We start from the raw sequence: 20,543 nt of genomic DNA, 5'->3' as shown, positions 1-20,543 counted from the left end.
TAGTTGAGGTGTAGCACTAGAAGAGTATCTATCTATATAGAGGGGCAAAATAGCAGCAGAAAAAGAGACGAAATGGAGGTATGTTTATAGTTTTGTTCATTTTGTTTTAATTTTTTTGTTTCTGGCTTAGCACTAACTTGCCTTCAGGTAATCTGTCAGAGGAAGCCGAGACGCCAGAGCAACACCAACTGGCCGATTTGGGAGCTAGCGTGGGATCTCCCTGAAGGAATAAGTGTCTCTGACGTACTGGCGCGCCACTCGGTGCCAAATCTGCTCCGGAACATCAATGAGAAACTCGATGTGCAGATTGTAGAGCACAGAGGTATGTACAATCTGGGTGGGGGAATTCAGGAATGCACAAAAGCAGCTATTTTGGCCGCGATCGGAGAGGGGGGTAGAAACCTATGTGAAATTGACGTTGCGCTTACGGCGGACGGTGTTCCAATTGTCGCTCATGAGTTTAACGTATTCCGCGTGGCTGCTTTAGATGAGGACAAGCCTGTCAAAGAATTTCTCTCCCACGAGATCGTTGGAAGACCGGTGGTAATTCGCGAGATTGAAAACGGCACGATCTCTGAGACCAATTACAGGGTTACTGACCAGACGATAAATACTCTTGAAGATATTCTCGACAGCGCACTTGAGGTGAATCCAAACGCGACCTTCTTTCTCGATGGCCGTGAGGACGAAGCTCATCTAATCGTGGCCTGGCTGAGCTACAAGCGAAAGTATTTCGGCAAGGTTGCGCTGCTGTTTTACACCTTCAAGTATTCCAATGGGGATCACTTCGTACAATTGGTAGAGAGCGCTAGTCCGAAATCTGGATGGAGACGAAATGTCTATCTCATGCCCATGATTTTTCCTAAGGAAATGGTTCGTATCGCAAAGGATTTGGGATATTTCCACCTAACTGCTGAAGAAATATATGAGGCTGCAAAATACTGGATAGATTCCGTTCTTGCCCAAGACATATCCATTTTTGCAGTCCAAACTATGTTGTCTCATGTTTCTGAGGACGAATTGGAAGACGGGGCGACAGAGGAGGAAAGAGTCGCGTTTAGATCAAGCGAGGCAAGCACGCGTTTGGCTTTCTATATAAAGTTTGATCCCAATGTAAGGGAAGCGCGGCCAAACCTTAAACTCTCAACAGGAACCCGCACCTACGACTTCAGTGCCGTAACACATGGACGGAGGTTGCAGTTCCATAACGAATTCTTCACAGGCAGAGAAGAAGCATGGGAAACTGATCGTCGCCATTATATCCGCTGTCGCCAGGGGACCCTTGGTGTACCGCTACTATATGATCTTCCGGATTTGGTGATTTCTGACCGCTCTGAGGACGACATGGCTCTGCTTGCTTGGAAGAGCGTTGGCATTGAACGTGCGGTTGACTGGCATACACCTCACCTTGATATCTACGATAGTGAAGAAGAATAAACTTTGGCCTTCTTCGCTGATGAATGTCCTACGGTTCAATAGTATTGGCCTGAGGGCCTGATTTATAATATTTACGTTTGAGTGTGCAATAAAACTGGGCATAGCCCACCCTCGCGCGATTTACCCAATTCGAATGTTGACGCCTCGTGATGTAAAATATCTTATTTCTTCGTAATGCAATATTTTATAAGTTTATTATCTTATAAAAGTAAAATCTTATTTTCATTGTAGAGTCTTCTATATTTTGATGCCTGCTAAATTTTTTATTATTCACTTAAATCAAGGTAGTTTCGGCTACATTCGACTTCATATATTTCACTAAAAATGGATCGATTTTTGTTTTATCAAACATTCTAGGGAAATGTGTCTCAACACGGATGGCACTCCGCTAAACCAATTTGAGTAAATCAAAAGTAAAATTTGCCAGACTATCGTCATGCATTCACCAAATGACGGATTCTCGTTCGTTAGGAGAAAACAATTTTAGCCCACTGTCGGCAGCCGTAGGCAACGCGACTTCGAATGCCTCAATGGTTTCCAGCCCATCTGGTCGTACCAGCCTTGCAGCAGAAGGGTAGATCGCCTTCCTCTTGCCATCCTCCGGATTGCCATTGAAACTCCTACCCCTAACGTAGCATTACAGTTGCAATTTAATTTCGAGATGAGCTTGCTGAGCGGCTGCCTGATGGGCGGATCTCGTCGTTCTGAGCGATGCGGATAGAAGTTTTCTCGAATCTCAGGTGCGCCGGCATAAAGCGCCACGCTTCTTGTCCGATCGCTGCCGAATGGTCTTGCTGTGCGCGCAGGGTCTACAAAGCAAGGACGTTGCCGAACGCCTTGGTGTTCATGAGCGCACTGTTGGCAAATGGCGCCGCCGTTTCGTACAGGATGGTATCGAAGGGCTGACGGATGAATATCGTGCCGGCCGACCGCGATCTGTCTCCGACGCTCAGGTTGCCTAGGTCGTCGAGCATACCTTGAACACTACGCCCAAGGATGCCACGCACTGGTCCATTCGTTCGATGGCGGCCGATAGCGGACTGAACCGCGCCGGGTTTAGCGGAGACCGGTTGGTTTAAGTTATGCGGCCATGGCTGGTTCGTCCAGCATGACGTAGTAGCGTTCCTCGGCCTCGGCTGGAGGCATATTTCCGATGGACTCCAGAAGACGGCGGTGGTTGAACCAATCGACCCATTCGAGCGTGGCGAACTCCACCGCTTCGAAGTTGCGCCATGGTCCCCGACGATAGATGACCTCGGCCTTGTAAAGGCCGTTGATCGTTTCGGCGAGAGCGTTGTCATAGGAATCGCCAACGCTGCCGACCGACGGCTCGATGCCTGCCTCCGCCAGCCGCTCGGAATACTTGATCGACACGTATTGCACGCCCCTGTCGGAGTGGTGGATGAGCCCGCCGCGATGGACGGGCCGCCGATCATGAAGTGCCTGGTCGAGAGCGTCGAGCACGAAGCCCGCATGTGCGGTCCGGCTTGCCCGCCAACCGACGATGCGGCGGGCGAAGGCATCGATGACGAAGGCCACGTAGACGAAGCCCTGCCAGGTCGCGACATAGGTGAAATCAGAGAGCCAGAGCATGTTTGGCGCAGGAGCCTTGAACTGGCGATTGACGCGATCGAGCGGGCATGGCGCAGCCTTGTCCGACACGGTGGTTTTGACCGGCTTGCCTCGAATGATGCCCTGAAGACCCATCGTTCTCATGAGCCGTGCGACGGTGCAGCGGGCAATATCGAATCCCTCCCGCTGTAGTTGCCGCCACACTTTCCGCACACCGTAGACCTGGAAGTTCTCATTGAACACGCGACGTATTTCGATCTTCATCGCCATGTCGCGACGGGCGCGGACCGACAATCGATCCACGTCCGCGCGCTTGGCGATGGCGTCATAATAGGTGGACGGGGCAATCGGCAGCAGCTTGCAGATCGGCTCGACCCCGAGCACCGAACGATGTTCGTCGATGAAGGAAATCATCGCTTCAGTGGGCGGTCGAGCTCCGCCTGGGCGAAATAAGCGCTGGCCTTGCGCAAAATCTCGTTGGCCTGACGAAGCTCGCGGTTCTCGCGTTCCAGAGCCTTCATCTTCTCGGCCACATCACTCGGCAACCCGGCCCGCTTGCCAGTATCGACTTCCGCCTTCTTCACCCATTCATTGAGCGTATGCGCCGAGCAGCCGATCTTGGCCGCTATCGAGGAAACCGCCGCCCAACGGGACGGATGCTCGGATTCATGTTCCGCCACCATTCGAACGGCGCGGGCGCGGACTTCAGGGGAGAATTTGTTTGTCGTCTTGCTTGTCATAGACCCTACTTCTCACGAGTTGAGGTCTCCGGCAAACCCGGCGCGGTTCAGACTGTCGCATAACACCATCCGTCGGATCACATCGTCGGCCTCTATATGTCCCGGACCGGGCGATCGTCCTTTGCGTGGATGAGAAATCGCAAATCCAGGCACTGGATCGCGAGGCCTGTGCTACCCATGGCACCGGGTATCGCCGACCCGGCCATTGCTACAAGCGTTACCGGGCAACCGAATTCCTCGACTTCCTGAAGCGGATCGACGCTGAAATGCCTGATGGGCCGGAGGCGCATTGGGTGATGGACAATTACGCGACCCACAAGACCCCGAGGGTCAAAACATGGCTCGCACGCCGGCCCCACTGGCATGTTCACTTCACGCCAGCGTCGGCATCCTGGATCAATCAGGTCGAGCGCTGGTTCGCAGAGTTGATACGAAAGCAGTTGCAGCGCGGCGTACACCGCTCCACTGCAGAGTTGGAAGCTGACATCGACGCCTTCATCCAAAATCATAACGAAAGACCAACACCATACAAGTGGGCCGAATCCGCCGACCAGATCCTCGCATCCGTCCTTCAAACCAGCGCCATATACCTTTACTGAAGCGGGTGCATCAGCTTTGGCCTAGCTAGAATATTGCGTTTTACGTTGCAATATATCCTGCCGCCGGGGCTGACCGGCCGCTGCCTTGGACGACAGGCAGGTAGTAGCCTATGTCATCGACGATCAGCGGACTTGGCCTGCAAAATAAGGCAGAAAAAGCCGATGCTTACATGAAGCCGACCTTCCCATTTGGAACGAGCGAGTAAACGATCCGGTCAGCGAGCGTCGTGAGTACACGCTCTTTCCCGCTTTCACGGTTTCGATTGATAACTAACGCAGGGTCTCGACGTGGTAGAAAAATCGTTATTGATATTTGCAATAACAATTATTCCCCGCCGTAGCAGCAGACGCCGAATATGCGAACCAACGCGTCAACAATGTCATGTGGGTCGAATAGACGCGAAACGGATTGAGAGTTCGGATGAAGACCAAAATTCTTGCAAAGCTCTCTCGACACGAACCGCAATATCGGCCAGTTCGTGCGGCGAAAGGAGGTGTTCCAGCTGTGTTGAAACGTCGAGCAGGATCGCCCTCCAATTGCCTTCTAACAGAATAGTATCATCAGGATCAAAAGGTTCGTGTCAGGTCAAGGAAGGTCATCATGGCCGACCGGGCATCAAATGCTCTCGCAAGAGCTAAATGTTAGTTCGACCGTGTGATTGCAGCTCTCGCCCGGCTGAAGAAAGGGGCGCTCTTCTGCAATGTCCGTCCGGGGCTCAACGCCGAGCGCGTACACACCCGATTGATATGCTCGCCAAATCGCCAGCTTGTTCAGGTGCGTACGGCTGAACGACAGCCGCACAGATATGTCGAGTGCCGGGTTTGACAGTCGGATAGGATCAGGCCCGGGAATATCACGGCTATCTATAGTATCCACACGCTCGCCGTACTTGTCATCGGGAAGAGGTGTATCAATCCGTAGTTTCGCAGCGAGAACTTCGGGAAGACCTGAGAATTCCAGGTTCTTGTCGAGAAAAGGATAACCGAAATTCAGGTGGTAGATCATTGCATGACGCGACGGTACGAAGCCGCGATTGGTAACCGCATCGGCAATCGCTATTTCAGAGCCAAATATCCCAAGTGTTATGCGCCGCCGCAATTCGAGAGTTTCACCAAACACACTCGCCTGCCTAACGATACCCTCACAGAATATTTCTTCTGTTTCATGGTCGACGCCATATCCCACCAGCCGGGCTCTCTCTGAAGAGATCCTTCCGTGCAGGGGCATCTTTTTTGTTTTAAGATGGGGATGCTCGAAGTGCGAAATATCTATATCGCGCGGACGGCTGATGTGGTCGAGACCGCAGGTCACCATGAAGCCATCGAAGTTGCGGAGGAAACCCCACCCCTCCTCGGAGCCAGGGTCAGATGGCGGGTAACGCATCTGAGTTGGCGAATTCCATCCAATATTCAAGCCCTTGAAGGCAAGGCTGGAGATATCAAAACCTCTGTCGACCGCAACCTCGAACGAAATTCCCTTCGCGTTGCGGGCAATGAGAAGCCTTTGACCTCGCGCCGGGCCATCCTCCACCGCCACCAGTCGGATGTCTGCTACACCTCTCAGATCGGGAGACTTCTTCAACAGGTTGATATCCATAATATCCTTGATTACCAAAAATTACTGAGATTGCCCGGAGCCCGACTAACGCGCGTGACGCTATTTGTCCGCATCCCGGTTCTGCAAACTGAAGATAAGCTCCTGGAGCCCAGGCTCGTTCACAGCGAGAGCGGCATCTGCAGGTGAACACCATTTCTTAATGCGTTGGCCCCGCTCCGGGAACTCGTCTTCAACGTCCGAAACCGTCAACAGATGAACCTGAACGAGGCAGGAAAGACGCTCATCTCGCGAGATCTTCTTGTCGTAGGTGTAGTGACCAAAAGGCTCCTTGCTCACGCGGCCTCTGACGCCGGCCTCGTCCCACGCCTCCTGTTTCGCAACTTGATATGGCTTCTTCCTTTCCATAGGCCAACCCTTGGGGATCACCCAACGGCCGGTTTCTCGGCTTGTGATGAGAAGAACCTCAAAATCGCCATCCGCGCGATCAGTGGACCGCACACATAGAGCCGCGTACTGTTCAGCTGTAGCGCCACTCGAACTACGACCAGACCTGGTTGCGCCGCGCGCCATCAGGCAGCAACCGCGACTTTCTGGAGCAGTGGTCTTACTTTCTCCAGAAAAGCGTCGCTTCCACAAGCAAAACGGAGCTTCTGCGGCAGTTCAGTCCTGTCCCAGTCGATCGTATGCGAGACGCCGAGGTTGCCGAGTATCGGCAACGCCGCCATCACATCCCAGGTCGAATCCCCCAACGACACATAGCCATCGGTTTCTCCCATCGCCACCTCGATGAGAGAGAGGGTTGCCGAACCGCAGCATCGAAAGCTGATGCGAAGATCATCGGAGATAAAACGAACGACTTCGAGCCGGTCTTCGGTTGCGACAGACGGATGAAGACCAACCCCCATAGAAGCCCGGGAAAGGTCGAGAGGCGGAATCGGTTGTAAGGGCTTGTCGTTCAATTGCGTCTCGACGTCCCTGCCACCAGTCAGCATCAGATCTCGCACGGGGGCGTAGATCACGCCGAAGACCGGACGGCGATTTTCATAGAGTCCGATGGAAATCGCCCAGTTCTGGCCACCGCGAACGAAATTGAACGTCCCGTCTATAGGATCGATAACCCAGGTCCGTCCGGACGTTCCATTGATCTCGCCACCTTCCTCGCCATAGACGCCGTCTTCCGGAAAAGATCTCTTGAGATTGGCGATCAGGAACTCCTCGACCTGCCTGTCCGCTTCCGTCACGAGATCAAGATGCCCCTTTTTCTCGACAGGCAAATCAGTGACCTTGCGGAAATACTGAAGGGCCAGTTGGCCCGCTTCCCTCGCAATGTCTTCTACAACTGCCTCGACTGTGTCCCCCGTATGCAAATCAGCCATTGGCTTCGTCCTTAAGCCGCACGACCTGCGACACGTCGTTGCTAATCAACTGATCAAGCTGCCCTTCGCGAATCCAACGAACGACGTCGGCTTCGATATCGACCCCGTACGTCTTGAGACTCTTCAGTTTGCTCGGGGGCGGAACGTGTAGGAAAGTCGCGATCCCGCCGTCATGGAGCTGCATTGCTTCTCCGCTTGGAAAGTGGTGGATCTCAAGGTTGATGGCATCAACGTTGGCTTCGCGTGCGATGGCGGCCGGATCGATGAGGCGCGAGTGCGACAAGCCTACGGTGGGTACCTCTGGAATAGCTTTTTTCAACGCCCTGAGCTGAACGAAGTCGAAGGATGAAAACTGAAGCCGGTCCGCACAACCGAGCTCATCGATAAGCGCCCTCAGCCTGGGAAAAAAGACCTCATCCTGACCGTAGGTCTTGAGCTCGAGTTGATAGATTATTTTATGCTCACGCGCGAACTGAAGAGCATCTCGCAGACGTGGCACCCGCTCGTCGGCGAACTCTTCGCCAAACCAACGACCGGCACTCAAATCGGCAATTTCGGAATAGGTCATGTTGCGGATGAGCCCATGGCCATCCGTCGTGCGATCGACGGTTTCATCGTGGATCAGGACCAGTTCACCGTCACTGGTGATACGCAGGTCGGTTTCGCAGGTCACGCCGGGTCCCGCAAATTCTCGGGCCGCGCGAAACGCAGCATACGTATTTTCCGGTGCGCCTTCGCTATGGCCGCGATGGCCAGCGACGCGCATTGTTTTCGCCGTCATTCTCAGCGGGTTCATTCTATTTCCTTTCATTTAACGAAGTCGCGCGTCGAAGCGGTCGCGCAGGTAGTCGCCGAGCAGGCTGATCGATAGGGTCGTCAACACGATCACCGCGCCCGGGAAAGCAGCCAGCCACCAGGCGATCGCGAGATAATTGCGACCATCGGCCACCATTAAGCCGAGGCTGGTGGCAGGCGGCTGAATACCAAGACCAAGAAAGCTTAAACCGCTTTCAAGCAGGATGATTTCCGGGAAATTGACTGTGAACTGTACAATGAGCGGCCCAGCAATGTTCGGCAGCATGTGGCGCAGGTAGATACGCATTGGGGGCACGCCGACGATCCGCGCCGCCTCCGCATACCCCTCCTCTTTCGCGCTCAGTACCAGCCCCCGGGTCAATCGCGCATAACGCTCCCAGTTCGCGAACCCGACCAGAAAAATAAATAACAGTGGGCTTGACCCGAAGATCGCGAGAATACCCAACGCGACGATGATGAATGGAACAGATGCCATGGCGTCGGAGAAACCCATGATCGCATTATCGATCCATCCGCCAAAATGGGCGGCAATCAGCCCCAGGCACGTGCCGATCAGAGCGCAGATCAGCGATCCGACGACCGCGATCATCAGAGTCGTCTGGGTTGCGACCAAGAGATTGCTGACGACGTCTCGGCCAAGGTAGTCGGTCCCGAGCATATGAGCTACCGACACGAACGGCTTGGCAAACCGAGCCAGCGGATCCTGATGGAGGTAATCATAGGGTGCTGTCCACCGCGCCGTGATGCCAATGATCACGACAATGGCAATCCATGCGCAGCACAGTCCAATGCTGACGGGCATACGATGAAAGGGAGCCCACACGGCGCCCTTCAACGAGCGAGAAGCTGTCGCTGTCGTCATGTCAGTGCTTCCTGATTTTGGGGTTGAGAACTGCGTAAAGCACATCAACGGTCAGATTGATCGTCACCATGAATGCAGTGAAGAGAAGAATCATCGCCTGAACGACAGACAGGTCGCCGCTGCTGGTTGCGGCGACGAAACCGCTACCGAGCCCCGGCCACGCAAACACTGGCTCGATAAGAACGGCGCCCCCAAGCAGTCCGCCAGCGGTGAAGCCGAGCGTGGTCACCATAGGTATTGCCGCGTTCGGCAAAGCATGTCGCAGTATGATTTCCCAGTTTGGGATGCCGTCAGCGCGAGCCGCGGCGATATAGGGTTGGCCAAGAACATCGATCAGGGTGGAGCGCATGAACCGTGCAATGGCGGCCGCATTGAACAATGCGAAGGTGGCGACCGGCAGGATCACGTGGTTCCATGACGAACTTCCCGAGCTCGGCAGCACCCGCAGCCAGACAGCGAAAACAAAGACAAACACAAGGCCCAGCAGAAAATTCGGAATGCTGTAGCCAAGGACAGCGCCTGCCATGACGCCCTTGTCAACAGCAGACTCCCGCCGAACCGCAGCGAGAATGCCCGCTGGAATTCCGATCAGCATGCTCAGAACAAAGGCCGAGACCGTCAGAAGCAGCGTTTTCGGGATTCGCTCGCTGACGACATCGAAGACGTCTCGGCCATCGGCGTAAGAAGTCCCGAAGTCGCCTCTCAACGCGTTACCGACGTAAATCAGGTATTGCTCGACTATTGACCGATCGAGCCCCCACTTGGCCCGGAAAGCGGCCAACGCCTCGGGGCTTGCAGTGTCAGGCAACATCTGTTGCGCGGCATCTCCGCTTAAGCGGAGAACAACAAAAACAAGAGTTACGGTGAATGCAAGCACGATGACAGCCCGGACCAGGCGGGCAAAAATGAAAGCCACCATCAGGCAATCTCCTTTTGCAGCGGGTTTGCCGGCAACGAAGCGATTGATCGAGGGAACTCTTCAGCCCTGTGGCATGCCACCTGCTGGTCCCCGACGGATCGAAGTACTGGAGTCTCATTCGCGCATCTGTCGATAGCAAACGGACAGCGCGATCGAAAAGCACAGCCATGTCCGGCTTTCGTTACGTCCAACTCGCCTTTGATCGGCGGTTCGACATTGCGGACAGTCGGGTCCATGGTGGGGACAGATGCGAGAAGCGCACGTGTGTAAGGATGACGCGGCCACTGGTAGACCGACCTGATTTCGCCGGTCTCCACGACACGCCCCAGATACATCACCGCAATGCGGTCCACGAGATGGCGAACAATGCGAAGGTCGTGAGTAATGAAGACGTAGGCAAGATCTAGGTCTCGCCAGAGTTCCCGTAGCAGCGCCACAACCTGCGCCTGAACTGACACGTCTAGAGCGGACACGGCTTCATCGAAGACGACCAGCTTGGGGTCAAGGATGAGAGCCCGAGCGATCACGACGCGCTGTCTTTGGCCGCCAGACATCTGGTGCGGATAACGGTCCATCATCGCACTCGACAGGCCGACCCGCTCAAGCATGGCGGCAGCCCGCTCATAGGCAGCCGCACGGTTCGTCACATGATGGACAATAAGACCCTCGGCAATCTGCTCGCCTATCGTCATCTGCGGATTCAAAGCCGACAAGGGATTCTGTTGGACGAGCGACGTGTGTATGCGGAAGTTCTTCCAGTCCTGAGCAGTCCGCTCCTTGTGGTTCACGCCTTCGAACCAGATGTCACCGCTGGTCGGCGGTGTCAGGCCGAGGAGAAGTCTGCCGAGTGTCGATTTGCCGCTTCCGGATTCGCCGACAATTCCGAGCCTCTCGCGGGGTGCCAGTTCCAAGTCGATCGATCTGGAAGCAAAAAGGCTCGTGGACTTCGAGAAAAAGCCGGTCTTCTGACCGAAGGCCTTGGACAGATCGCGTGTCTTGAGGAGGGGCGCGCTCATGCAGCCACCGGATGATAACAAGCCGCTTCATGAGCGAGACCGACATTAGCAGGCGCTGGAAAGCGCGCTGAACATTCTGCCGTCGCACGCGAACAGCGTGGGTAGAAATAACAGCCTTGTGGAAGGCTATCGAGGAGCGGTACCGATCCAGGGATCGGGACGGGCGGTTCGAGATCCTCCGCGTCGATACTCGGCATACAGTCGATCAAAGCGCGAGCATACGGATGGGCTGGTCTCTCCAGCAATTCAAAAACGGGCGCCGTCTCGACGATTTTTCCGCAATACATCACGGCGGCCCTGTCGGCGAGACGCGCGATCACACCAAGATCGTGGGATACAATGATAAGCGCCATGCCGGTCTCGGCTTTTAGTTCTTCGAGCAGATGAAGGATCTGTGCCTGCATCGTCACATCGAGCGCAGTCGTCGGCTCGTCGGCTATCAAGAGCTGGGGCTTTGCTGCCAGAGCATGGGCGATCATGACGCGCTGGTTCATTCCGCCGGAGAATTGATGCGGATAGGAGCGCAGCCGGCTTTTGGCGCGATCGATACCGACACGCTCAAGAAGGCGCATCGCTTCCAGCCGAGCATCATTGCCTTTCAGACCCTGGTGGCGATAAAGGGCCGACTCCAAGTAGTAGCCGATTGTATGGACCGGGTTCAGGCTGCTTGTCGGGTCCTGAAAGATCATCGCAATCGTCGGCTTGCCGGATTTGTCGGACGCCGTCCGTCCCGCCCCGAATTCGATCGATCCGCCGGTTTTCGCAATTCCCCGCGGAAGCATGTTGCCCACCGCGTAGCACGTCATGCTCTTTCCACAACCCGACTCACCAACGAGCCCAAGCGTCTGGCCGGTTTCCAAAGAGAAACTGACACCGTCGATAATCCTGATATTGCGTGCCGGTACCTCGACCACGAGATCACGAACATTCAACAAAGTAGGCATTCCATCCTCCCTGAACGGTGCGCACGGATGCGCACCGCCACCTCGTTGGATTGTTGTTATTTGAAATTAAGGTTGCCGCGGAATTCCATGGTTTCGAATGAGACGGGACTCCATTGGACGTCCTTGCGTGCGGCGTAGACATCATATGGCTGATACATAAGGACAGCAGGAGCTTCTTCCTCAAAGATATCGCGGAGACGGTTGAAGGCTGCTGAACGCTCCTCCCCATCCTTCAACTGTGCAACCTTGTCGCAGAGCTCGTTGAACTCTGCGGGTGCTTTCCAGCCCCAGCGCTTCTGAATGCCGCGACCGGGACCGAATTCGGATACCAAGGTCGTGAGACCATCGGTCAACCACTGGCCATTCGACCAATTGCGGATGAAGATGTCGGGATCCTTGGGCGTCGTCCCCGGCGCGAAGATCTTCGGCACGACGTTGATGCCAGCGGCTTTCCACATCTCGATCATCATCATCAACGCGGGGACGGCGTTGGCGTAGTAGTTGCCCATCGTATGATAGGTGATCGGGGTGCCGTCGTAACCGCTTTCCTTGACGAGGCGCTTGGCCTCTTCGAGGTTAAACTCCATCGGCTTTCGCTTCGGATCATAGCTCGCGCCGTAATGCGGGAAATTGAAGCCGTTCGGTATGGAAGCCTTGTTCTTCCATAAGGCCTCGACCATCAGCGGGCGATTGACAGCAAGGGCCAGAGCACGACGTAATGTCTTGTTCTGGAAGATCGGCTGGTTCATGTTGAACGTGAACATATGGACGTTCTCGATCAGCGTGCCACGCGTTTCGAGGTCAGAGTAACCGTCAACCAATGCCATGTCGTCCGGCGTCAACGTGGTGATGATATCATACTCACCACTGATCAGACCGGCCACGCGCGTGGCTGGTTCCGCAACGACCTGGTAAGTGATCGTCGAGGCCGTAGGCTTGTCGCCCCAGTAACCGTCATTTGCTTCCAGCGTCACATGATCGTTTGCGACAAGCTCCTTGAACTTGTATGGGCCTGTACCGATCGGCTTGTTGCCAAAGGCAACCGCACCGATGCTCTTGTAATATTCCTTCGGGACGATCGGCCCGAGCCAGGAGCCGAGATATTTTTCGATGAGATAGGACGGCGTCTTCGTACGCAAAACGACGGTGTACTTGTCTTCCACAACCGGCTCGTCCCAGTTAGGCGAAAAATTTCGGCCATTCGGAATCGTCTTGATAGCTTCGTCACCCCACAGCCGCTCAGAAGAGAAGGTGAACGCGACATCTTCCGCCGTCATCTCGGCGCCGTTGTGGAATTTGACGCCTTGCCGAAGCTTGAAACGAATAGACTTATCGTCAATCCGATCGAAGCTTTCAGCAAGCGCCGGCACAAGCTTGATACCGTTTCCCTTGGCGCCATCCGCAAAATAGTCGCGCCGGATCAAGGTATCAAAAATCTGGTTGATGATACGCGGGCCGGTGTTGCTAATGCCGTTGATCGGCTCCATCGACGGCGGCAGCCCATTTACACCGATGCGCAACGCGCGACGATCCGCGGCAAATGCAAAATTTCCGCCTGCGGTTGCCGCAAGAGCTATCACCCCCGCGCTCATCATAAAACTTCTTCGACTGGTCTTAAGCATTTGGTTGTCCTCTCCCTGCTCTATCTAAAGAGTGCTTGTGCTTCTGCGCGGACTTCGAACCTCAGTTCGCGATGACGAACTTTTTCCGCAGCTTTTCCGGTACTGTCTCGATGATGCCTTTTGCGCCGGCGTCACTGACGATCACAGCGACGTCGTCGATCCTGGCGGTCACCGAGAGGCTCGATTTCGTGAATTTTGAATGATCCGCCACAACGATGACGCGGCTTGCGACCTCGATCATGGCCTTCTGCACACTTGCGTTCAGGGGTGACGCCGTGCAGATCAGCCCCCGATCCAGATCGATCGAGCTGGCATTGAGGACCAATTTGTCGACATTAAACTGCCGTATGAACTGCTCGGCGAGCGGCCCCCTGAAAGAGCGGTTGGTTTCGGTATATTCCCCGCCAACCGAATAGACGTTTTGCGTTTCGCCACCGATCAATTCGGCGACAATATCGACACCGTTCGAGATCACCGTCAGTCCAGCGCGCCCCGAAAGGCACTTCGCCACTTCGAGGGCTGTGGTACCGGCATCCAAAAGGACAGCGTCTCCGTCCTTTATCATCGCTGCGGCCGCAGCAGCGATTACCGCTTTCTCCGCCTGGTGCGAAACGGCTCGAGCAGCGTTCGGCTTATCCTGAGCAACCTGAGAGACGCTGACAGCTCCGCCATGGGTCCTGCGCAAAAGACCAGCCTCATGGAGCTCGCTTAGATCCCTCCGCGCGGTCGCTACTGAAATCTGGAAATGGTCAGTCAGCTTCCCGATGGACAGAAACTGCTCGCCTCGTAACAGCTCGACAATTTTAGCCTGGCGGTCCTGCGTCGAGTTGAACACAACACTTCCCTTTCACCTGAGAATGATCTATATCGCTCATATTATGATCGTATTCGATCTTCGTCAAATGAAAGTTTGATGACAGCTTTGTTGCGTTGTGACAATGGAAAACGCGACTAAATGCCTCTCTGCTGAGCGATGGGCCACGCGTGTTCGCGGTGTAAGCAGTTGGCATACTGAGCGATATCGATCACCTTTTTGGGCTGCATGGAGGAAGCGTGCTTGTTTTTGCCTGAGGTGAAATTCGGGGGATTTCTGTATCCGGCGCACGATCGATTGACGTTGATCCCCGCGTGGGGCTCCAAGATATCCTTCCTGTCTGCGAGGCGGCGCAGGCAGGATGCCGGTGGGCAGCTTTCCTCCCAGCTTGCCCACCGGTTCCTTGGCTGCGCTCTCACGAGTTCATTTCGACCATATTCCGAACCAAACCAGCTTAGAGATTGAGGAGACGGCGTTGGAATCGATAACCGTCATGATCAACCTGTTTGGGGCCGTTGCTCTGCTGCTGTTCGGCCTTTCGCAGGTAAAGGAAGGAGCTACCCGGGCGCTGGGTTCGAAGCTTCGTACCGGTCTCGCCACCGGGACAAGGAGCAGCACACGATCGTTTCTTTCGGGCTTTGTCGCGACCGTGGCGCTGCAGAGTTCCACGGCCACCGCGCTGATGGTCTCTTCGTTCGTGGAGCGGGAACTGATCAAGCCGCGCATGGCGCAGGTCGTGCTGCTGGGAGCCAATGTCGGCACAGCGGTAACGGCCTGGATCGTTGCAACCGGGATCGAATGGGTTTCGCCTGTCCTGTTTGGTCTGGGGATCATCCTTTATCGAGGCGGGACAACGTCGCGTCAGGGCGCCGGAGCCGCTCTGATCGGCATTGCACTGATGTTGCTTTCGCTTCATCTTCTCAGTGGGGCGACCGAGCCGTTGCGCCATTCACCAGCACTTGCAGCGTTCATCGGGCTCCTCGACAATGCCTGGCCCGTCGCTATGATTTTCTCGGCGGCGATTGCATTTGCATCGTCCTCTAGCCTAGCGGCGGTTGTTCTTATCCTGTCGATGGCGTCCACCGGAATTCTGTCTGGCGGCCTTGTCGTCGCATTGGTTCTCGGCGCCAATCTGGGGGGTGCGGTCCCCCCGCTGATTGCGGCCTTGTCGGGATCGGCAGCAGCAAGGCGTGTGACGCTCGGTAACTTGCTCGTTCGCGCCATCGGCTGCGTCCTTACCCTTCCCGGTGCCGGCATTCTCGCCGATTGGCTATCCATGCTACCCCTGCCCCACTCCAAGCTTCCGGTCGACGCGCACCTAGCCTTCAACATCGCCCTCGCTCTACTCGCATGGCCCTTCTCGCGGCTCATCGCGCGCTGGATGACCATTCTGATCCCTGATCAGGCCCACGCAGAGAACGGCCCAAAATTTCTCGACGCCGATGAGCTCTCGACACCGATCGTGGCCCTCACCAGCGCTTCCCGCGAGGTGCTTGGTGTCGGAGACCTGATCGAGAGAATGCTCTTGAAAGTCTCCGACGCATTTGAGCAGAACAACACGTCGAGGCTGAAGGACATTTCCCAGTTAGAACGTAAGGTTGACCGGCTGCAACAGGAGGTCAAGGTCTACCTTTCCAAACTTGGCCAAACCGGATTGTCAGAAGACGAAGGGCGCCGTTCGATCGTCATCATCGACTATGCCATAAACCTCGAACATATCGGCGACATCATCGAGAAAGGCCTATTGCAGGCGGTGACCAAGAAGATCGGGCACGGCCTCAAGTTCTCCAATGACGGCTTTGCCGAGCTTCAGCAGCTTTTCCAGTTGACCATCGACAATCTCAGGATCGCACAAACGATCCTGATCACCCGTGACATTAGCCTTGCCCGCCAACTCATGGAGCGCAAGATCGAGGTGCGTCAGATGGAGAAGCGATCCTCCGAGCGCCACCTTGAGCGTTTGCGTCACGGACGCGCCGACAGCCTGCAAACCAGCTCGCTTCATCTCGACATCCTGCGCGATCTCAAACGGATCAACGCCCACATCGTATCCGTCGCCCATCCGATCATGGACGAACAGGGGCTACTCGGCGAAAGCCGTCTTATTGCTCGCGGCTCAACAACCTGACCTACAACAGATCAATGCACCTCGTGCCCCGGGGCAAACTATCGGAAGCTCATAATGAAGAACGAAGTACAGCTGATTACCTATGTCGACCGGTTAAGTGGTGGCGGCTTTCCAGACCTGAAGGCCTTGATAGAGGGTAAGTTTGCCGGCTTATTTGGCGGTGTTCATGCGCTGCCATTCTTCACGCCGATAGATGGCGCCGACGCCGGGTTCGATCCCACGGATCATACGACGGTCGATCCGCGACTGGGAAGCTGGCAGGACGTGCGCGACCTGTCCCTCACGATAGAGCTGATGGCCGATCTTATCGTCAATCACGTTTCGGCCAAATCGAGCTTGTTCCAGGACTTTTTGGTGAAAGGGAAGAGCTCAGAGTTCGCGGATATGGTCATGACCTTTGACAAGGTCTTTCCACATGGGGCCACCGAGCAGGATCTCCTCAATATTTATCGCCCCCGTCCGGGCCTTCCGTTCTCGAAAGTGACGCTCTCGGACGGTAGCCAAAGGATGATCTGGACGACATTCGTAGCCCATTTTATCGAGCCAGTGCGAGTCAGAAGGGGCTCCGCATTTTCAGTGGGAAAAGCCACTGTAACGTTTCCCTTCTGTGATCTGACAATGAACGGCGCTCACGCGCTGCGTACACAGCTATAACAGTTAAGGAACGTTCAGTCCATAACGTATTAGTCTTTTGCGCTGAGGGAACCATCTGCTATAGGTCGAGAGTGGCGAGAAGTTGCTTCAGCGCGGCAGATAAACGATCTTCGCTACCGCCGGCGCGCACCAAAACCTGAAAACCCGGAAAGGCGACGACGAATAGACGCGCCAACGTCCTCGCACTGGCGACGGTAGCAATCGAGCCGTCCACCTTTCCGCGCGCAATGGTGCGTTCGAGGGCATCTTCGATGAGTTGGAAATCAAACTCTATGCGTTGCCGTACTGCAGGATCGTGCGGCGCGAGTTCCACCGCCTGGTTTGTACTCATGCAGCCATTGGAGAAATGGGGCGCGCGACTGTCTTCGATAATACTGCGGAAGAAAGTCTCAATCGCTGCCCTGCCTAGGCCATTGTCAAGGGTCAGGTCCATCGCACGCGCCCGATCAGCCCGATATGAGTCGAACGCTGCGAGGAATAGCGCGTGCTTGCCACCAAAGCTACCGTATAAGCTGCTACGGCTGAGCCCTGTCGCTTCGACTAGATCAACCAGCGACGCGGCTTCATACCCCTTGCTCCAGAAGACGCTCAGGGCGCGGTGCAGCACATCTGCGGTGTTAAATTCCTGTGGTCTCACCATGTCCACTCACGTCCTTTTCGAGAAGTGTGACCCGAGGCATACTAGGACTTGGCACATGGACTTGTCGAGGGCGACCGTAAGCGACGATATCGGCACTCCGACGGCGTGCAGTGTCGAAAGTAAGGACTTTCATCTTTACATGCTCGAATTGATCACGGCAGCGTTAGTTAGCATGAAGAACCGCTGGAACCTGTCACGTAGGTAGTAGGTCCGCATTGCTGAATTAGCCCCCGGAAGGGCCGGGCATGCTCCCCTATTTAGCTACGTGGGTAGGAGTAACTTGGCAATATGATTGGAGCAATATTAAGATGGAAGTCCTGTCCTGAACGGCTGGTCTTTATTGATGAGATCAGGATAAACCAACATGACGCCCATCAGGGGCTGGTGAGCAAAGGGTAAGCGTCTGCGGGCGTTTGTACCGCACGGACACTGGCGCACGCTGACAATCCTTAGGACCTTGCTCAGCGATCGGCGGACCGCGATACCAGCGAACCGTCCAGAAGATCGCCTCGCCCTGAAATTGACACCACTTAAAACCACTTATCAAAAGTCTCGCTGAAAATTGTCAGCGCTCATTCGGCCTTCAATTGATTTTTTGCAACAGAGCCATGGTGTAGCCATTGGGATATCCCAAAAAATATTCAAGCGTGATCGACCACGCGAGCAAATTCTTCGACCGCACCCTTCGAGAATGATTTTCGCAAATAATCTAGGAAAACGGATACCTTCCTGCTCAACAGGCGTCGGGAAGTGTAGAGTGCCCAAAGTTCTGCGTCCCCTCCTTCCGCATAGCCCCAGAGTAACAATTCGCCATGCTTAACGTCATGTGCTACCATGGAAAGAGGTAGCATCGCTGCGCCGACGCCTGTAAGGACCGCATCGCGCATCATTTTTAGAGAAGACAGCTTAAGAACAGGACGCGGTGTCAACGTAGTCGTGCCAGTTGGTCCCAAAAGCCGCCAAGGCTGAGAGACATCGGCCGTTGCCAGTAGAACAGCCGGGACATCTTTACCTTCTGGCGGCTTAGGCAAGATAGGTGCTGCAACAAGAACAAAGCGATCACGCATCAAGCACCGGCCGATCAGCCCTTCTTCTGGCCCCGGATTAATACGAATAACGAGATCATAGCCTTCTTCAACTAGGTCGACGTTGCGGTCTTCCGCGCTGACTTCAACCAGCACGTCCGGATAGAGCAACGTAAATTCCGCTGCAAGTCGACCCATGATCGCGTGGGCGACCAGCAAAGGCGCGCTGATCCGCAGGCGACCGCGCGGTCGAGCCGCGCGATCCCCTATCTCGGTCGCAATTTCTCCGATTTCGGCAAGCAGGGGGGAAGTCCGTTCATGTAATGCTCGTCCTTCATCTGTCAGTCTCAACGTTCGTGGGCCCCGCTCGAATAAACGATATCCAAGACTTTTTTCCAATTCAGCGACACGCCGCGCCAACGTTGCTTTGGGGCGACCAGAGGCGCGTGCAGCCCGGCCGAATCCGCCATGTCCCGCCACTAGGTTGAAGTCTGAGAGCGTAGCTAAATCCATATCAACTCACCAATGAGACATACCGTCTCAAAATAGCATCTTTCAAACCCATATCGGATCAATAAATTCAACGGGTGAATCAGAAAATGGAGTCGCTATCATGACACAATCCAACGCCGGCTATCTTGTGGGGAATTATTCAGTCACAGATGAGGCTTCTATCGCCGACTACGCGCGAGAGACACTTCCGTTGCTGCAAAGCTTCGGAGGCAAAGTAATTGTCCTGAATCGCAACGTTATCGGGCTAGAGGGCGAGCCGAAATCGGTTCTAATTATTGTTGAGTTCCCCAATATCCAGAATGCGAAGGCGTTTTACGATTCCGCCGAGTACACGGCAGTCAAACATCTTCGGATCGGCGCAACAAGCGGCGGTTTTCTCACTGTAACCGAAGGTTTTGAGCCGCACTGACCTAAACGCGTGCGCTCAAGTTTTGGTAGCCTCAACCCTATCGCATTAGCGCACCGGCTGCCCTGCGGTAAAGCGGAAATAGAATAGCCACTTCGACCGCCAGCCGACTCCAAAAAAAAAAGAGAAGCGCAGCGAGTTTTGTTGTGTCCACACCTGAGTCGGAATAAGGCGGGGTGGTTGCCGCCCTCCCCAAGCGGCATAGCAGTGTGCGGGTCAGACTGATGGGCAAAATACTGAAGTAACCGTACTGATCCGGCAGATGGCTATAGAATTTCTATCCGTGTCCACTATCGTAGTGCAAATTTATGTTGCCACGCTTTGTGGTTCGGTCGCTCACGCGGGAGAATTGGCCATCTGACGAAGATGTCGTGCCGTTGGCATTCAAGTCGTTGGCAAGATAGGCCGGGGTTGCGTTACCCTCCCGGATCATTTGGTCCCACCGTCCTGCTGACATACGCGCCTGCAACGTCGGATCGATCTCCAATCGCCGCACAAAGGCTGTCCGCTCTGTCAACCCGATCAGATTCGATGCGCCCGGCACTTCTGTAAGCGGCAAGCTGAGGCCGTTCAGCCCGCATAATTCCATGGCATGAGTGCATCGACATCGCTGCTCGGCCAGCCGTTGGCGATGCGCTCGAGGGTCTGGGTGAGCCAGGACTCCGACCGCCGGCCAAAGCGGGCACGATCGAAGGCTTTCAAGATCTGGGTCAGTCGTTCGATGCGTTCATCAGCATCGGCGTTTCTGGCCTTCAGATCTGCGACCTCGCTCTCGAGAGCATCGGCGCGCGCAGCCTTCTCAGCCATGGCAAGGACCATGGCTTTCAGGGTCTCTACATCATCTGGGAGCTGCAGATCGGGCGGCGTCATAAGGCCTACCAGAGCACATTTTGCTCCGGTTT

The 20,543-nt window shown here is 55.1% G+C and carries 18 protein-coding genes, 5 pseudogenes and 1 other annotated feature; of the genes and pseudogenes, 7 read left to right on the top strand and 16 right to left on the bottom strand.

All coding sequences use genetic code 11. The features are described from left to right. Positions 1-324: 324 nt before the first annotated feature. A complete protein-coding gene (locus J5276_RS28665; protein WP_209160150.1) occupies positions 325-1,437 on the top strand; it encodes a glycerophosphodiester phosphodiesterase family protein in 1,113 nt (370 codons plus the stop codon). Between the two features lie 704 nt (positions 1,438-2,141). Then, positions 2,142-2,483 (top strand): annotated as a pseudogene (locus tag J5276_RS28660) (helix-turn-helix domain-containing protein); the annotation flags it as partial. A 34-nt stretch (positions 2,484-2,517) separates the two neighbouring features. On the opposite strand, the gene J5276_RS28655 reads toward J5276_RS28660, so the two are convergent. After that, positions 2,518-3,749 (bottom strand): IS3 family transposase gene (locus J5276_RS28655; RefSeq protein WP_229002307.1). Its coding sequence is split into 2 segments (ribosomal slippage): positions 2,518-3,455 and positions 3,455-3,749, totalling 1,233 coding nucleotides; the frame shifts between segments, so codons are not numbered across the junction. Continuing rightward, positions 3,349-3,465, bottom strand: a sequence feature (AL1L pseudoknot). It overlaps the preceding gene by 117 nt. 101 nt (positions 3,750-3,850) lie before the next feature. On the opposite strand from J5276_RS28655, the pseudogene J5276_RS28650 reads away from it, so the two are divergent. Beyond that, positions 3,851-4,348, top strand: a pseudogene (locus J5276_RS28650) (transposase); the annotation flags it as partial. Between the two features lie 616 nt (positions 4,349-4,964). On the opposite strand, the gene J5276_RS28645 reads toward J5276_RS28650, so the two are convergent. From J5276_RS28645 to J5276_RS28600, 10 genes are all read right to left on the bottom strand, one after another. Beyond that, positions 4,965-5,945: an aldose 1-epimerase family protein gene (locus J5276_RS28645; protein ID WP_209160143.1), complete on the bottom strand. Its 981-nt coding sequence runs from the start codon at positions 5,943-5,945 to the stop codon at positions 4,965-4,967. A gap of 60 nt (positions 5,946-6,005) precedes the next feature. Next, positions 6,006-6,476: an NUDIX hydrolase gene (locus J5276_RS28640; RefSeq protein WP_209160142.1), complete on the bottom strand. Its 471-nt coding sequence runs from the start codon at positions 6,474-6,476 to the stop codon at positions 6,006-6,008. Continuing rightward, positions 6,476-7,282: an inositol monophosphatase family protein gene (locus J5276_RS28635; RefSeq protein ID WP_209160141.1), complete on the bottom strand. Its 807-nt coding sequence runs from the start codon at positions 7,280-7,282 to the stop codon at positions 6,476-6,478. Before J5276_RS28635 ends, J5276_RS28640 begins: the two co-directional genes overlap by 1 nt. After that, positions 7,275-8,078, bottom strand: coding sequence for a glycerophosphodiester phosphodiesterase family protein (locus J5276_RS28630; protein ID WP_209160140.1), 804 nt, complete (start codon positions 8,076-8,078; stop codon positions 7,275-7,277). Before J5276_RS28630 ends, J5276_RS28635 begins: the two co-directional genes overlap by 8 nt. A 15-nt stretch (positions 8,079-8,093) precedes the next feature. Next, complete coding sequence (locus J5276_RS28625; RefSeq protein ID WP_209160139.1) at positions 8,094-8,960, bottom strand: ABC transporter permease; 867 nt, start codon at positions 8,958-8,960, stop codon at positions 8,094-8,096. A gap of 1 nt (position 8,961) precedes the next feature. After that, complete coding sequence (locus tag J5276_RS28620; protein WP_209160138.1) at positions 8,962-9,879, bottom strand: ABC transporter permease; 918 nt, start codon at positions 9,877-9,879, stop codon at positions 8,962-8,964. Next, a complete protein-coding gene (locus J5276_RS28615; protein WP_209160137.1) occupies positions 9,879-10,895 on the bottom strand; it encodes an oligopeptide/dipeptide ABC transporter ATP-binding protein in 1,017 nt (338 codons plus the stop codon). Before J5276_RS28615 ends, J5276_RS28620 begins: the two co-directional genes overlap by 1 nt. Further along, positions 10,892-11,839 (bottom strand): ABC transporter ATP-binding protein, encoded by a 948-nt coding sequence (locus J5276_RS28610; protein ID WP_209160136.1) that lies wholly within the window; start codon positions 11,837-11,839, stop codon positions 10,892-10,894. The genes J5276_RS28615 and J5276_RS28610 overlap by 4 nt, the downstream gene beginning before the upstream one ends. A 56-nt stretch (positions 11,840-11,895) precedes the next feature. Next, entirely contained in the window at positions 11,896-13,431 is a 1,536-nt protein-coding gene (locus J5276_RS28605) for an ABC transporter substrate-binding protein (RefSeq protein ID WP_255610375.1), read from the bottom strand. Positions 13,432-13,522: 91 nt separating this feature from the next. Next, complete coding sequence (locus tag J5276_RS28600; RefSeq protein ID WP_209160134.1) at positions 13,523-14,296, bottom strand: DeoR/GlpR family DNA-binding transcription regulator; 774 nt, start codon at positions 14,294-14,296, stop codon at positions 13,523-13,525. Between the two features lie 472 nt (positions 14,297-14,768). Here J5276_RS28600 and J5276_RS28595 point away from each other — a divergent pair, with 472 nt between their 5' ends. Together J5276_RS28595 and J5276_RS28590 are read left to right on the top strand one after the other, a co-directional pair. After that, positions 14,769-16,403, top strand: a complete 1,635-nt coding sequence (locus J5276_RS28595; RefSeq protein WP_370647650.1) for a Na/Pi cotransporter family protein — start codon at positions 14,769-14,771, stop codon at positions 16,401-16,403. Between the two features lie 54 nt (positions 16,404-16,457). After that, entirely contained in the window at positions 16,458-17,057 is a 600-nt protein-coding gene (locus J5276_RS28590; RefSeq protein WP_229002305.1) for an alpha-amylase family glycosyl hydrolase, read from the top strand. A gap of 58 nt (positions 17,058-17,115) precedes the next feature. Here J5276_RS28590 and J5276_RS28585 read toward each other — a convergent pair whose 3' ends face one another. Continuing rightward, positions 17,116-17,697: a TetR/AcrR family transcriptional regulator gene (locus J5276_RS28585; RefSeq protein WP_209160132.1), complete on the bottom strand. Its 582-nt coding sequence runs from the start codon at positions 17,695-17,697 to the stop codon at positions 17,116-17,118. Between the two features lie 321 nt (positions 17,698-18,018). Here J5276_RS28585 and J5276_RS28580 point away from each other — a divergent pair. Beyond that, a pseudogene (locus J5276_RS28580) lies at positions 18,019-18,178 on the top strand (IS630 family transposase); the annotation flags it as partial. Positions 18,179-18,338: 160 nt separating this feature from the next. On the opposite strand, the gene J5276_RS28575 reads toward J5276_RS28580, so the two are convergent. Next, the gene (locus tag J5276_RS28575) at positions 18,339-19,235 is read right to left on the bottom strand and encodes a LysR family transcriptional regulator (protein ID WP_209160131.1); all 897 of its coding nucleotides are present in this window, start codon (positions 19,233-19,235) and stop codon (positions 18,339-18,341) included. Positions 19,236-19,335: 100 nt separating this feature from the next. Here J5276_RS28575 and J5276_RS28570 point away from each other — a divergent pair, with 100 nt between their 5' ends. Next, entirely contained in the window at positions 19,336-19,644 is a 309-nt protein-coding gene (locus tag J5276_RS28570) for a DUF1330 domain-containing protein (RefSeq protein ID WP_209160130.1), read from the top strand. A gap of 205 nt (positions 19,645-19,849) precedes the next feature. On the opposite strand, the pseudogene J5276_RS30865 reads toward J5276_RS28570, so the two are convergent. The 3 genes and pseudogenes from J5276_RS30865 to J5276_RS28565 all read right to left on the bottom strand — a co-directional run. After that, positions 19,850-20,020 (bottom strand): annotated as a pseudogene (locus J5276_RS30865) (Tn3 family transposase); the annotation flags it as partial. A 191-nt stretch (positions 20,021-20,211) separates the two neighbouring features. Beyond that, positions 20,212-20,274 carry a hypothetical protein gene (locus tag J5276_RS30630; protein ID WP_229002321.1) on the bottom strand — a complete coding sequence of 21 codons (63 nt, stop codon included), beginning with the start codon at positions 20,272-20,274 and terminating at the stop codon, positions 20,212-20,214. A gap of 27 nt (positions 20,275-20,301) precedes the next feature. Then, a pseudogene (locus tag J5276_RS28565) lies at positions 20,302-20,511 on the bottom strand (IS66 family transposase); the annotation flags it as partial. Between the last annotated feature and the right edge of the window lie 32 nt (positions 20,512-20,543).

The organism is Agrobacterium sp. S7/73, assembly GCF_019355535.1.
In the GTDB taxonomy this organism is placed as follows: domain Bacteria; phylum Pseudomonadota; class Alphaproteobacteria; order Rhizobiales; family Rhizobiaceae; genus Agrobacterium; species Agrobacterium tumefaciens.
This window is presented reverse-complemented; position numbering and strand designations above follow the sequence as displayed.

Excerpts from the sequence above, each read along its gene's own strand:
- J5276_RS28665 (WP_209160150.1), top strand. The coding sequence starts at position 325 with ATGTACAATCTGGGTGGGGGAATTCAGGAATGCACAAAAGCAGCTATT.
- J5276_RS28645 (WP_209160143.1), bottom strand. The coding sequence starts at position 5,945 with ATGGATATCAACCTGTTGAAGAAGTCTCCCGATCTGAGAGGTGTAGCA.
- J5276_RS28640 (WP_209160142.1), bottom strand. The coding sequence starts at position 6,476 with ATGGCGCGCGGCGCAACCAGGTCTGGTCGTAGTTCGAGTGGCGCTACA.
- J5276_RS28635 (WP_209160141.1), bottom strand. The coding sequence starts at position 7,282 with ATGGCTGATTTGCATACGGGGGACACAGTCGAGGCAGTTGTAGAAGAC.
- J5276_RS28630 (WP_209160140.1), bottom strand. The coding sequence starts at position 8,078 with ATGAACCCGCTGAGAATGACGGCGAAAACAATGCGCGTCGCTGGCCAT.
- J5276_RS28625 (WP_209160139.1), bottom strand. The coding sequence starts at position 8,960 with ATGACGACAGCGACAGCTTCTCGCTCGTTGAAGGGCGCCGTGTGGGCT.
- J5276_RS28620 (WP_209160138.1), bottom strand. The coding sequence starts at position 9,879 with ATGGTGGCTTTCATTTTTGCCCGCCTGGTCCGGGCTGTCATCGTGCTT.
- J5276_RS28615 (WP_209160137.1), bottom strand. The coding sequence starts at position 10,895 with ATGAGCGCGCCCCTCCTCAAGACACGCGATCTGTCCAAGGCCTTCGGT.
- J5276_RS28610 (WP_209160136.1), bottom strand. The coding sequence starts at position 11,839 with ATGCCTACTTTGTTGAATGTTCGTGATCTCGTGGTCGAGGTACCGGCA.
- J5276_RS28605 (WP_255610375.1), bottom strand. The coding sequence starts at position 13,431 with ATGAGCGCGGGGGTGATAGCTCTTGCGGCAACCGCAGGCGGAAATTTT.
- J5276_RS28595 (WP_370647650.1), top strand. The coding sequence starts at position 14,769 with ATGATCAACCTGTTTGGGGCCGTTGCTCTGCTGCTGTTCGGCCTTTCG.
- J5276_RS28590 (WP_229002305.1), top strand. The coding sequence starts at position 16,458 with ATGAAGAACGAAGTACAGCTGATTACCTATGTCGACCGGTTAAGTGGT.
- J5276_RS28585 (WP_209160132.1), bottom strand. The coding sequence starts at position 17,697 with ATGGTGAGACCACAGGAATTTAACACCGCAGATGTGCTGCACCGCGCC.
- J5276_RS28575 (WP_209160131.1), bottom strand. The coding sequence starts at position 19,235 with ATGGATTTAGCTACGCTCTCAGACTTCAACCTAGTGGCGGGACATGGC.
- J5276_RS28570 (WP_209160130.1), top strand. The coding sequence starts at position 19,336 with ATGACACAATCCAACGCCGGCTATCTTGTGGGGAATTATTCAGTCACA.